The organism is Clostridium sp. LBM24168, from assembly GCF_052953915.1.
On the sequence record NZ_CP196861.1, the window covers coordinates 908991 to 921973 of the forward strand.

Genomic DNA, 12983 nt, shown 5'->3' on the forward strand with positions numbered 1-12983 from the left:
TAGATATAAAAACAGCGTCAATTCATCTTTTAATAATAGGACGAATTGACGCTTATCCGTGGTGCCACCTAATTTACCATATCATATTGGTCTCTTTCCAGCTACTACTGGTATCCAAATAACGCATGGAATACGGCGCCCCTACTTTACTTCAATTTATTTTAAACATGGTTTAAAATACAAGTCAGCCGGTATTTCAGTTTGCTGCTCCGGAGTGTTATTCAAAAAAACTCTGCCACTGGGTTCACACTATCTCCAGTTCACTGTTGGTGAATGTTTTTTTTACTTGTCTTCATCATAGCTTTCCTTTGATGAATTTAATTTTAAACTGTATATATGTCTTTGTCAACAATTTTTTGCTGTAATAATATCAAAAAAGTAACGAAAACGATTTCTTTTTATGACTATTAAAATTATTTATTGTGATAAGACTGATAAATTGAAATCTGAGTACAAGTCAAGTATTATTATGGATGATGATAAAAAGTTTAAATTTAGTAGAAATTATGGGGTGAATGTTAATGAAAAAAAATTATGTTATAGGAGTTGACCTGGGTGGAACTAAAATAACCGGAGCTTTGTCAGATATAGACAGTAATATATTAAACAAATACACAATTCAGACTAATGCTTCTGAAGGAGAAGCAGCAGTACTTGAAAGAGTAATGGAAGTTATTGATATGGTTCTAAAAAATGGAAATAAGAGTAAAAAAGATATTAAAGCCATTGGAATTGGTTCACCAGGACCACTTGATGCTGAAAAAGGAATAATAATAACAACTCCTAATCTTCCTTTCAAAAATTTTGACTTGACAGGTCCAATAGAAAGAAAATTTGAAATTCCTGTTTATCTGGATAATGATGCGAATGTTGGAGCCATAGGAGAATTTATGTTTGGAGCAGGAAAGGGCACAAAAAACATGATTTTTATTACGGTTAGTACGGGAATCGGAGGTGGAGCTATAATAAATGGACAAATTTATAGGGGAAATACTTGTAATGCACTTGAAATTGGTCATATGACTCTAGAAAAAAATGGACCTAAGTGCAATTGCGGTAATTATGGCTGTGCAGAGGTACTTGCATCGGGAACTGCAATAGGAAAGAGGGGAGAAAAGGCTGCTTTAGAAAAAGAATATACATCTTTAAAAAAGTATAAGAAAATAACTTCTTACGAAGTATTTAAAGAGGCAAAGAAAGGTGATAGGGTTGCCTCTGAAATATTAGAAAAAAGTCTTGAATACCTGGGAATATGTGTAGCAAATGTTATAATTGCATTTGATCCTGAAATGGTAGTGATTGGAGGAGGGGTTTCAAAAGGCGGAGACATTGTATTAAAAAAAATTAAACAAGTAGTAAATACAAGATGCTTTAATACAATAGCCGAATCCTGTAGAATTGTACCAGCTGAACTTGGGACAGATGCTGGTGTGATTGGTGCTGTGGCACTTGCTGTTATTCAAAGTAAATAATATGTATACCTTATTTTACCCAGAATTTACTTTAATATAACCTTAATATAACTATTATATGCTTTAATATTAAAAAATAGACTATATTCCATTAAAGACTTATATATATAGAACAAACTATAAACAAAGGGGAAATTTGGACTATGGAAGACGCATATAGCTATTTATTTAATAGAGATCAGAAAATAAGAGAAGATATTAGAGCAGATGAGAGATTCAAGTATAATACCCGTTTTAAAGTTATTAGTATAAATAACAAAAGCTGCAATTATCAAGTGCTTGGTGTAGATATTTCAATTTCCGGTATTGGATTTTTGTCTGAGGTAGGTTTTGAAAAAGGTGATTCGATTGAGATTGTATTCAAATGTAAAAACGTTAATATTACCGCAGTACTTAAAGTAGTTCATGCTAATCTAAGTGATAAAGGTTTTTTTGTTGGGGCGAAGTTTATAGTTCTAAAAGACAAATATAAAGAAGTTTTAAAGAAGCATTTATTGGAGGGGGCAAGACATTTTGAAAACTATTAAGAATAAGATAACATTGGTTAGTTCCATTACGTGTATATTGAGTTTGATATTAGCCTCTGCGGTAAGTTATTTTATATTCTATAATTCCATAATTTCAGAATCAAGAAATAAAATATCAGCACAATCGGATAAATATGCGGAAACTATCAATGGCTGGATTGAAGGTCAAGGTAAAATAGTAGATGAAATAGGTGATGCCGTAGAGCAGATGGATATTTCAGATGATAAGGGACTATTGAAATATCTGACATTGAAAACCAAGTCAAATCCATATTCCCTGGCTGTATATATGGGCTTTCAGAATAAAAGATATATTGATGGATCAGGCTGGATTCCTGACAGTGGATATGATTGTACACAGAGAATATGGTATAAAGACGCTTTAAACAAAAAAGACCTGACGTATTCGGAGCCTTATGTTGATGCCTTGACTAAGAAAATGGTCATATCCATATCCAGACCTTTAATAAAGAACAACAAGATAATTGGAGTTGTAAGTTCAGATGTAAAAATTGATACTATTGTAAACATAATAAACAAAGCAAAACCGATAAACAATAGTTATGCCTTCCTTTTAGACAGCCAGAATAATTTTATGATACATCCAAACAAAAATTTTAAACCTACGGAAAAATCCTCGCAGAATATAAACAAGGTAATGAATGGGCGTTTTTCAGCAATAGTTAAAAATGATATGATCTTGCTAGAAGATTATGATGGAGTATACAAATATTTTACAACTTCCAAAATACCTTCCTGTGCTTGGACTGTTGGTTTATCAGTTCCTAAAAGTGAACTAGAAAAACCATTGAGGAAATTGCTTTTATGGTTAGTACTGGTAATAATTGTTTCTTTGATATTTGCGGTAGGTATATCAATGTATTTTGGAAGGAGAATAGGAAATCCCATATTGTCTTTATCCAAGGATGTAAACAGGATTTCAGATTTTGATTTAACTGAAGATCATAGTTTTGACTATTTATTGAAAAGGGAAGATGAAATAGGTAAGCTTGCAAACTCATTCAAAATCATGAAGGAGGAGCTAACGGGATTAGTTAAAAATATACTTGATAATTCACAGAAGATGAGTACAGACAGTGAGAAATTTTCTGAAGTCATTGGGGAAATATCCATTAAGACACAAAATATGGGCGGTGCTGTAAAAAATATAGTGAATTCCGTTCAGGAATCAGGTGCAGTATCTGAAGAGATAAGTGCTTCTATAGAAGAGGTCGATGCAAATATAAATGAACTTTCAAGCAAGGCAAGTGATGGAAATGATGTTGCAGGCAAGTTTAAGAAAAATGCTGAGAATATAAATATAAAGGTTGAAGCATCTATAAAAAATATTGAAGTTTTATACAGTAAAAAGGAGCAGAGTATAATAAATGCAATTCAGGATGGAAGGGTAGTAGGAAATATAATGATAATGGCAGATACTATTGCAGACATAGCTGAAAAGATAAATTTACTTTCCCTCAATGCGGCGATTGAAGCGGCAAGGGCAGGAGAAAATGGGAAAGGGTTTGCAGTAGTTGCCGAAGAGGTAAGAAAACTTGCAGAACAGTCATCACAAGCAGTATCAGGGATTCAAAATACTATTGTTGATGTAAGAAAGGCGTTTGAAAAGATTTCTCATAATGCAAAGCAAGTGTTAGGTTTTATAAATGAGGACATAAATCCACAATTTATGAATTTTCAGAATATGGGTAATGAGTTCTATAATGATTCAGATTATACTAGCAAGATGTCACGTGAAATAGCAGTATTTTCTGATCAGCTTACTGATACTATAAGTGAAGTAAGTAAAGCGGTCCAGGTTATGGCAGTAAATTTACAGAATTCTTCAGGAAATGTAGAAATAATAAAAAGTGATATAGATAAAAATATCAAATCAATAGAACAAGCTGCGGTTACAGCACAGGAACAGACAAAGATGGCACAGAAACTCAATGAAATAGTTAAAAAATTCAAAATATGAAATAGAAGGTGCTGAGATTGGATGAAATTTATACGCATGAGCTGAGGAAAGGCATGATTTTAGGTGATTCTGTTTATTCCGAAGAAACTGGTAAGTTGTTATTAGTTGGGGGAACTACACTTTCCAGCAAGATGATCAGGCTTCTTAAACAGAATGATATAAAAACCATAAAAGTAATGGATAGATATACGTTATTTGTAACGCCAGTTGAAATTATGGCTAAGGAGCTTGAGCAATGCATTAAATCGGAAATTGCAAAACATGCTCCTGATAAGGCAGAAGCAAATACATCTGATAATATGGTTGTCATATCAAAGTTAGCAAAAGAAATTGTAGACGATATAGTACTGAACAGTGAGGTCCTAGATTTTTGTATTGAGATGAAAATACTGGATAATAAGTATTTATTTAAACATAGTATACATACCTGTGCTTTGGCACTTTTGGTTTCTGGTTCAATGGAACTTGGGAAAAAACATATGTATGACATAGGTGTCGCCGCACTACTACATGATATAGGATTATGTGAGATGCCTTTTCTGATAAATTTGCACAAACTTGATTCAAAACAAGCATTATTGTGGGGACAGCATCCAGTATATGGCTATCACTTTGCAAATGAAAAGAATCTTCCTTTAAATATCACGAGGAATATTCTTTATCATCATGAAAAATGGGATGGCTCTGGTTTTCCTGAAAAGCTTTCAAATTCTGATATCCCTATAGGATCTAGAATTATTGCAGTATGCGATGAATATGACAGGTTGATTGTATTTGAAAAATATCAACCTTATCAGGCTATTGAATATCTTTACGGAAGTGGTGGATATCTGTTCGATATCAATGTAGTAAATGCTTTTACTAATAATCTGGCAGTATATCCCTTAGGGTCTTTGGTAAGACTAACTACGAAAGAAGTTGGGGTGGTTGTCAATGTTAGAAAAAATTTAGGGCCAAGGCCTGTTGTACGTGTGTACTTTAATCGGGTAAACAGACCTTTAAGTGAACCAAAAGACATTGATTTAGGTATAGAAAATACTGTATTCATAGAAGAGGTACTATAAGCACTTGCATTATTCTTGTATTTAAAGTAACTTATATTTAGAGAAAGAAGGAGAGCAAATGGAAAATCCTATAGCTACAATTGAAATGGAAAATGGGAAGTTGATAAAAATAGAACTTTATCCTGATATTGCACCAAATACAGTGAATAATTTTATATCATTGATAAAAAAAGACTTTTATAGTGAAACAATTTTTCATAGGGTTATACCGGGATTCATGATCCAGGGAGGAGATCCCGAAGGTACAGGAATGGAAGGACCTGGTTACTCAATTAGAGGAGAATTTTCAGATAATGATTTTGAAAATAATTTAAAACATCGAAGGGGAGTTATATCGATGGCGAGGACAATGGCACCAAATTCTGCAGGTTCACAATTTTTTATAATGACAAATGATGCACCTCACCTTGATGGACAATATGCTGCTTTTGGAAAGGTTGTAGAAGGAATTGAGGGAGTAGATGATATAGCGTCACAGGAAAGAGACTATAATGACAAACCATACGAGGATCAAAAAATAAAAAGTATCGTTGTAGAAACCTTTGGCAAAGAATATGATGAACCGGAAAAAATAAGTTGACAATTTCGAAAAATAATAATATACTTAACATCATATTGTATATGATGTAAGTTGTGATGGAGAAAAAAATATTTAATATATTGACTTAAGAGAGTTGGCGGTTGGTGCAAGCTGATGTTAATGTAAATATGTAGTTATCACTCCGGAACTTCCGAGTGGAAAGGAATTTTACCGAGTAAACGAGGACGTATACCAGCGATATATGGTTAGGGTTTATGATGACCTGAAATGAGAGGCAGTTAGGAGAACTGATTGCAAATAAGGTGGTACCACGGGAATATAATCTTTCGTCCTTATGAACATATTAAAATTATGTTTGTAAGAATGAAGGATTTTTTATTTGTATAAAAATATATTTAATAGTACTTATGTTAAATTAGATAGAAAGGGTGGCTTTAAAATTATGAAAGTAGATTTAACATTAAACGATGTATTAGAAGCTAGAGAAAGAATAAAGGACATATGTATAAAAACTAATTTGATATATAGTCCAGAGTTCAGCAGGGAAAGTGGCAATGAAGTATATATAAAACCGGAAAATCTTCAAATTACTGGAGCTTTTAAGCTAAGAGGTGCTTCAAACAAAATAAGCAAATTAAGTGATGAACAGAAATCCAGAGGATTGATAGCTTCTTCAGCTGGAAACCATGCCCAGGGAGTGGCGTATTCAGCAAAGAGACTTGGAATTAAGGCAACAATTGTTATGCCTGAGACTACACCTTTTATAAAAGTTCAATCTACTAAAAACTATGGAGCAGATATAATACTTAAAGGTAAAGTTTATGATGAGGCCTATGAAGAGGCAAAAAGACTTGAAAAAGATAGAGGATATACCTTTGTCCATCCTTTTAATGATATAGATGTAATGGCAGGTCAAGGAACTATAGCACTTGAAATAATAGATGAATTAAGTGATGTGGATGCTATATTGGTACCAATAGGTGGAGGTGGATTAATAAGTGGTATATCAGTGGCGGCTAAATCTATTAATCCAAATATAAGGATAATAGGAGTTCAAGCTGAAGGTGCAGATCCAATGAAAATTTCTTTCGATACGGGAAAACTTACCTATGCTGAGGAAGTTAATACTATTGCTGATGGAGCAGCAGTAAAACAACCTGGAGATCTTACTTTTGAAGTGGTGAAGAAATATGTAGATGAGATTGTTACAGTAAGTGATCAGGAACTTATGGAGGCTGTATTTATTGTTCTCGAAAAGCATAAGCTTATATCAGAAGCAACAGGAGCAATGTCATTGGCAGCACTGAAGAGGTTAAATTTCAAAGGTAAAAAGGTAGTTTCTCTAATAAGTGGGGGGAACATAGATGTAGTAACAATAGCATCTCTTTTAAACAATGGACTATTTTCAAGAGGCAGAATATTCTGTTTTTCAGTTAAACTTAAGGATACTCCTGGACAACTTCTTAAAATAGCTCAAATACTGGCAGAAAAGAGAGCAAATGTAATAAAATTGGATCACAATCAATTCAAGGCTGTGGATAGATTAAAACATGTTGCACTGGAAGTAACAGTTGAAACAAATGGATATGAACATATAGAGTCCATAGTAGGGGCACTAAATGATGAAGGATATAATGTAGAGAGAATTTGTTGAAATAATTACATACCTACTTTTGGCTTAGGTGCGGTATGATCTGGGGACATATCTGGAGAAGGAAAAAGTTCAAGGTTTTGCTAAGATGTTTAAACCTTCCTAAATTATAGTCAAGTACTTGACAAACTAGCCTTTAATTATTATACTATAGTCAAGTACTTGACAAAATACCTAGGTAATTAAAATTAGTGAAAGGAAGGTATTTCACATGAGTGAAATAAGAGAAGAAATTTTAGAGCAGTTCACACATCTGCATACATTACTGCACCGCTATCGAATGCAAAATCTCAGGAATTTTGGACCTTTTAGCAATCCACACAGAGGGCAGGGACGTGTTCTTTCAATTCTCAAAATGAAACCTGAAATCAGCCAGAAAGAGTTGACTTATCTTTTAGATATGAGCAGGCAGGCCCTGGCGGAACTTTTGAGTAAATTAGAAAAAAACGGATATATTGAACGCGAGACATCGGAGGAAGATCGCCGCAGCTTCAATGTAAAGCTGACTGAAAAAGGTGCTGCAGCAGCCGGCAAGATGGAGGATGATACGCCGCCTGAACTGGATAAAGTGTTTGACTGTCTGAGCGATGAGGAACTGTCCAATCTCAGTGAATATCTCAAGCGCATTATTGAAGGACTTCAAAAGCAATTCGGAGGCGACAACGAGGATTTTCGCAAGCAGATGATGGAGAAATTTATGGAACATGGTCATCACTTTAGAGAACACGGAGATGTTTTCTTTGGAGGCGGATTTCATCATGGATGGTGCGGCAGACATGGCAATGACATGGAAAAAAAGAGAGATTGATATTGTTTCAGGTATTTTAGCAAAAAATTTGACTAAAGTATAATATATAAAAATAGAAGGCAGTAATCCTATAAATTGGATGCTGCTTTCTACTTGTTACATAATTGTGTGTACAGATATTAAAATATACAATTTTATCCTTGCAAATAGATTTTCTCAACTCAGAAATTTTTTGATCTCATCAAAGGCAAGGGTAATCTTGTCAGCCTGACAATGCTGTTCTCCGCCGGTTTCTCTGGTAAAGACCTTTGTTGTAATGGAGCCTGAATTGCAGAGTTCCTGCTGAATTTGAGGGAGTCTTGAAATTGGCACATACTGATCATCTTCACCGGCCAGTAGGAGAACGTCCTGGTTGATAAATTGCCCTATGCCTTTCATGCTGTGATGTTTGAAATTTCTGCATAGATCAAAAGGTGTAGTTTCGCCGGTGATTTCGTAACCTCTATTTATTTTCCATGTCAGATCAATATTGCCCTGCATCATCTTGTTTATGAAATTATTGAATTCAGCGGATTTACCGGCTTCAAACAATTTAATGAGTTTATTTCCTATTTCTTTGGGCATTCGATTCATAAATGGATCTAGTCCGGAATAGAAGATATCAAATGCTATTACTTTGTCTATGCGCTTTTCAAAAGCTGCTGCACGCATGACAAAATAACCTCCCCAGGATATGCCCATTGCACTGACACGTTTCAAATTGAAATAATCAATTACTGTCGAAACTGGTTTTTCCCAGTTTGGAATAAACTTAAGCCCGTTTTTTAAAGCTGTACCCTGGCCTGGACCGTCAAAAACAATTATGTTATAGTCTGTATTTTTTAAAAATATAGCTTCTTTGATGATTTCTTCCATATAGGAATCATAGCCTCCAAAAATAATCAGTGTTTTATGTGCGTTTGGGTTGGACAGCTCTACAGCTGGAAGAAAGGAGTTTTTATAGGGAACCTTGTAGCTTTTGAAATCAAAATCATTATAGTATTTGTAAAAGTTTCTGCGGTATCCTTCATACATTTTCTGTTTGTTGGGATCTTCGGGCTGCAGGTAAAATTCAGCTGCCTTGTAATAATTTGAGGCTATGCCGTAAGAGCCTTCATTTTCACGTTTCACAGCAAGATATGACCAGTTTTCATACCAGCTGTCAAAATCTTTTAATTTGGGCACTATTTGTTTTAAATCCTCCCTTACCCCGGGATCATTTTCATAATCATAAGTAAAACGAGTTATCTGCAGATCAAATTGTTCATTGCCTGTATATTTTTTGAACATAAGAATACCTCCGTTTAATTGATTGATTTGACCTATGGGCCATCAACTAGAGTATATTGTTATTTTAAAGGACAAACAATTGTTAAAATGATATAATATGTCCGTAATCGAATGAAAAATATAAAAATGTATTAAATCGAACAAGAGGTGTGAGATTGATTGGCGGAAGATGTGCGTATTTTTAAAACAAAACAAAATATCCAAGCAGCTTTTATCAAATTACTGGGGAAAAAAGATTTTGACAGTATTACAATTAAAAACATATGTGAGGCTTCATTAACAAGCCGTTCTACTTTTTACAGCCACTATGTAGACAAATATGATCTTTTGGAAAAAGTTGTGCAGTACTATGTTGATATTGTGAAGAAGAAAGCAAAACTGCGTTTTTTACAAACGGAGAGCGGCGGTGTAGAGAAAATTATAGGCGATGTTTCCCAAATATTTTCACATCGTAAGGAAGAGATAAAAACACTGCTGAAAGTTCATGTACCCAGGGGGGATCTGCGAGAAGAAATTGAAAAGATTCTTTTTTCACAGTGTCGTTTATATTTACAACAGCATAAGAAATCTACAGATGTTTCACTAGATCTATTGGCTAATCTTTATGTGGCGAATGTTTTTGTGCTTATGACCTGGATACTGGAAAATGGTATAGATAAGAAGGCTATCAATCTTCTAAATAGATTGCAGTATTATTTTTTCACACAAATGTCCCTTTAAGGTTATTACAAAAAATGGAATATAAAATTAAATATATGTGTTTGCGGAGGAACCATTTTGGTTGAGAAGGCTGAAACCTGACTCTTTGAACCTGTTTAAGTTAATACTGGCGTAGGGAGCAAATTAATTATTTTAAATAGTTAGTTATAAAGTGCCTATTGTTTCCTAATAGGTACTTTTTTATTTTTATCTGAATGCTGCCATTGCTAATACTCCTAGTTTCTTAAATTGGGAGATAAGTGCTGCTGTGCGCCTGAATAAGATGATTTTCTTAGGGCCCGTAATAATTTGCTTATGAGAGGGAGCCTTTTCAAGAGCCTTAGAATCACTTGATTATATGTAAAAAAGGAGAGAGGATAAATGACAAATTTCTTGGAAAATGAAGATGTAGTCAAAAAGCTGGAACAATATTTACAGTGCTTTAAAAAAAGAGTATAGGTATAAGTATAGAAGGCAAATCAAGTAGATTATTGTCTTATAATAAAGCCGTGTTTTATAAAAATGCTAAAAGTATTGTAATAGACTCGGAACATAAGAATAATAAATTTGAGCTGGAGTTATATTCTATAAGGAGCTTCACTAAAGAAGTTTGCGGGGGATTGCAGGATGTACTGATAATATTATATGACAGTACATATATATAAATTTATAATAAAATGTAAGTGAGATAATTTTTGAAAAAAGTAGTCATAAATATAAGATTAATTTAATGGAAATACCGATATGTGTCAAGTATCTTTTGAATTTACCTAGTGTTGTAGTAAAATATAAATAAATACTAAGTCAACAGGATGTGAAATCATGCTTGAGGTTTTGATTTGTGAGGACAATGCGGTCTATAGGGAAAAATTTAAAAAGGCTGTTGAAGATATTATATTAAAAGAGAATATCGATTTAAAAATATCCCTGTGTACCGAAAATCCCATGGAAGTAATTGAATATATAAAAAGGCGGGATATTACAGGTATTTATTTTCTGGATGTGGATTTGAAGTGCAGTATGAACGGCATAAAATTGGGTGAGAAGATAAGGGATTTTGATCCACGGGGATTTATAATTTTTACTACAGTTCATACGGAAATGAGCTATATGGTGTTTAAATACAAGGTGGAGGCCATGGATTATGTGGCAAAAGACGAGGAGAATTTTACAGACAGAGTGAAAGACTGCCTGCTTAAAGCTTATAGGAATTACTATAGGGAGAGTTCAAATGGCAAGTATATTTCTATAAATGAAGACTGTAGAATCATCAATATAAAACTAGGAGATATCCTTTTTATAGAAACCAGTACTGCAGCACACAGGATAAGAGTTCATGAAGAAAATAGACAGATTGAATTTTACGGAAGTCTGAAGGATATACAAAAAAAGCTTACTTCCAATTTTTACAGGTGCCATAAATCCTATATTGTCAACAGGGATAAGATTGCTGAAGTGGACATGAAGTCAAACAGGATAACCATGACAAATGGGGAAAAATGCTATGTTTCCTTCAGATACAAAAGGGGGCTTAAAGGGTGCTTATAAAAGAATTCCCCTTAAGTAAACTTTTCACGGAGCTTGTGCTTCCTCCCATACCTGTCAGTATATTGTGCTGCATTTCAATATGGATCCTGTCCGGATACAAAACCGACTTTCACAAAGCTGAAAAATATTTTTTAACTTCTTACCTGATAGGAATGGTACTTCAAACAGGCTCCTATGTCATAGTGTTTCCATTGTTTATTGCTGTGACAATAGCTGAATTTAAAAACAGTAAAAATATGATGGATACTTTGAAAGTGCTCATGGCTATATTTTCCATATACTTTATAGAAGTCATGCTCAAAGCCCTTAACGGGGCTTATTTTTACTGGAAAAGCAGTTCCTATATAATAAATTATGCAATGGTGTATGCAGTAGTACTTGCAGGTGTGTTTTTAATATCCCTACTCAAGAATACTGTTTTTAAGGGCAGAAACAGATGCACGAAAGATTCACTCTGGAGAACAAGGCTCAGATTGATATTTGCTCTGAGCATACCCATAATGGTGAGTATAAGGCTCATATACCCCTATGTGAATTCCAGAAGTTACGGCGGCTTTTCCTTTGTAATAGACTGGTATATACCCATTGTGATACCTCTCTTTTCAATTGTGCTCATACTGTTCATAATATACAACTATGAAAAGAGCATAGGCATACAGCTGGAATTAAAAAGGGAAGCTGAAGAAAGGCATCGTCTGGAGGAATATGCCTCTGTAGTGGAAGAAATGTACGGACAGACGAGAAAGTTCAAGCACGACTATAAAAATATGCTCCTGCCCCTTAAAGGGTATATAGACAGTGGAGATACAAAAGGAATTAAGAAATTTTTTTATGAAAATGTTATGCATATGGATGACCATATAAATTGGAGCAGTACGAATATAGACAAACTTAGGTATATCAGGATTTCAGCTTTGAAGGCCCTTATATCCGCCAAACTCATAGAGGCACTTTCAAAAAATATAGAGGTGAAAGTAGAGATAGTGGAGGACATATCCAGGGCTGACATGAATATAATGGATTTGTGCAGGATAGCTGGAATACTTATGGACAATGCCCTTGAAGGCGCAGGGAAATGTGACACGCCCCGGATGTATTTTTGTGCTTTCAACAGAGGGTCTTATGTGGTTTTGGTTTTTAAAAACAATTTCAAAGGTGAAAGGCCTGTGATCCATAAAATATGGGAGAAAGGTTTTTCTACTAAAGGAGAGGACAGAGGCCTGGGGCTTTACACGGCAAAGAACATAATAGAGAAAAAATACAACAATGTTTTTATGAATACAAGTGCTGAAGACAGTGAATTTATTCAGGAATTATGGATTAAGGACACAACTTCACCAATGTAAAATTTTTATTCATTGCCGTAATAATCAGTATGTTTTTATGAATCCACAGCGGCTGATTTGGAAATATAGATAAAATT

Annotated in this window: 11 protein-coding genes, 1 riboswitch and 2 other annotated features; of the genes, 10 read left to right on the forward strand and 1 reads right to left on the reverse strand. The window is 34.2% G+C overall.

Annotated elements, in window-relative coordinates; all coding sequences use genetic code 11:
* Positions 1 to 33: 33 nt before the first annotated feature.
* Positions 34 to 308, reverse strand: a binding site (T-box leader).
* 213 nt (positions 309 to 521) lie between these two features.
* The 7 genes from ACSVC9_RS04390 to ACSVC9_RS04420 all read left to right on the forward strand — a co-directional run bounded on the left by ACSVC9_RS04390 (position 522) and on the right by ACSVC9_RS04420 (position 8044).
* On the forward strand, positions 522 to 1472 hold the full coding sequence (locus ACSVC9_RS04390; RefSeq protein ID WP_446899142.1) for an ROK family protein: 951 nt from the start codon (positions 522 to 524) through the stop codon (positions 1470 to 1472).
* A gap of 143 nt (positions 1473 to 1615) precedes the next feature.
* Positions 1616 to 1999 (forward strand): PilZ domain-containing protein, encoded by a 384-nt coding sequence (locus ACSVC9_RS04395; RefSeq protein WP_446899143.1) that lies wholly within the window; start codon positions 1616 to 1618, stop codon positions 1997 to 1999.
* Positions 1986 to 3980, forward strand: a complete 1995-nt coding sequence (locus ACSVC9_RS04400) for a methyl-accepting chemotaxis protein (RefSeq protein ID WP_446899144.1) — start codon at positions 1986 to 1988, stop codon at positions 3978 to 3980. The genes ACSVC9_RS04395 and ACSVC9_RS04400 overlap by 14 nt, the downstream gene beginning before the upstream one ends.
* A gap of 8 nt (positions 3981 to 3988) precedes the next feature.
* Entirely contained in the window at positions 3989 to 5044 is a 1056-nt protein-coding gene (locus ACSVC9_RS04405) for an HD-GYP domain-containing protein (RefSeq protein WP_446899145.1), read from the forward strand.
* Between the two features lie 58 nt (positions 5045 to 5102).
* A complete protein-coding gene (locus ACSVC9_RS04410) occupies positions 5103 to 5624 on the forward strand; it encodes a peptidylprolyl isomerase (RefSeq protein ID WP_446899146.1) in 522 nt (173 codons plus the stop codon).
* Positions 5625 to 5668: 44 nt separating this feature from the next.
* Positions 5669 to 5922 (forward strand) — a binding site (T-box leader).
* A gap of 105 nt (positions 5923 to 6027) precedes the next feature.
* Entirely contained in the window at positions 6028 to 7239 is a 1212-nt protein-coding gene (ilvA, locus tag ACSVC9_RS04415; protein WP_446899147.1) for a threonine ammonia-lyase, read from the forward strand.
* A 208-nt stretch (positions 7240 to 7447) separates the two neighbouring features.
* Positions 7448 to 8044 (forward strand): MarR family winged helix-turn-helix transcriptional regulator, encoded by a 597-nt coding sequence (locus ACSVC9_RS04420; RefSeq protein ID WP_446899148.1) that lies wholly within the window; start codon positions 7448 to 7450, stop codon positions 8042 to 8044.
* Positions 8045 to 8200: 156 nt separating this feature from the next.
* Here ACSVC9_RS04420 and ACSVC9_RS04425 read toward each other — a convergent pair whose 3' ends face one another.
* Positions 8201 to 9313, reverse strand: a complete 1113-nt coding sequence (locus ACSVC9_RS04425; RefSeq protein WP_446899149.1) for an alpha/beta fold hydrolase — start codon at positions 9311 to 9313, stop codon at positions 8201 to 8203.
* A 159-nt stretch (positions 9314 to 9472) separates the two neighbouring features.
* Between ACSVC9_RS04425 and ACSVC9_RS04430 the strand changes: the two genes are divergently transcribed.
* From ACSVC9_RS04430 to ACSVC9_RS04440, 3 genes are all read left to right on the forward strand, one after another.
* Entirely contained in the window at positions 9473 to 10033 is a 561-nt protein-coding gene (locus tag ACSVC9_RS04430) for a TetR/AcrR family transcriptional regulator (protein WP_446899150.1), read from the forward strand.
* A gap of 35 nt (positions 10034 to 10068) precedes the next feature.
* A riboswitch (TPP riboswitch) is annotated at positions 10069 to 10168 on the forward strand.
* 666 nt (positions 10169 to 10834) lie between these two features.
* Positions 10835 to 11560 carry a LytR/AlgR family response regulator transcription factor gene (locus ACSVC9_RS04435; protein WP_446899151.1) on the forward strand — a complete coding sequence of 242 codons (726 nt, stop codon included), beginning with the start codon at positions 10835 to 10837 and terminating at the stop codon, positions 11558 to 11560.
* Complete coding sequence (locus tag ACSVC9_RS04440) at positions 11551 to 12906, forward strand: sensor histidine kinase (RefSeq protein WP_446899152.1); 1356 nt, start codon at positions 11551 to 11553, stop codon at positions 12904 to 12906. The genes ACSVC9_RS04435 and ACSVC9_RS04440 overlap by 10 nt, the downstream gene beginning before the upstream one ends.
* Positions 12907 to 12983 lie beyond the last annotated feature (77 nt).

Bases quoted from the DNA above. Each gene is read 5' to 3' on its own strand.
- ACSVC9_RS04390 (WP_446899142.1), top strand. From the start codon at position 522: ATGAAAAAAAATTATGTTATAGGAGTTGACCTGGGTGGAACTAAAATA.
- ACSVC9_RS04395 (WP_446899143.1), top strand. From the start codon at position 1,616: ATGGAAGACGCATATAGCTATTTATTTAATAGAGATCAGAAAATAAGA.
- ACSVC9_RS04410 (WP_446899146.1), top strand. From the start codon at position 5,103: ATGGAAAATCCTATAGCTACAATTGAAATGGAAAATGGGAAGTTGATA.
- ilvA (WP_446899147.1), top strand. From the start codon at position 6,028: ATGAAAGTAGATTTAACATTAAACGATGTATTAGAAGCTAGAGAAAGA.
- ACSVC9_RS04420 (WP_446899148.1), top strand. From the start codon at position 7,448: ATGAGTGAAATAAGAGAAGAAATTTTAGAGCAGTTCACACATCTGCAT.
- ACSVC9_RS04425 (WP_446899149.1), bottom strand. From the start codon at position 9,313: ATGTTCAAAAAATATACAGGCAATGAACAATTTGATCTGCAGATAACT.
- ACSVC9_RS04435 (WP_446899151.1), top strand. From the start codon at position 10,835: ATGCTTGAGGTTTTGATTTGTGAGGACAATGCGGTCTATAGGGAAAAA.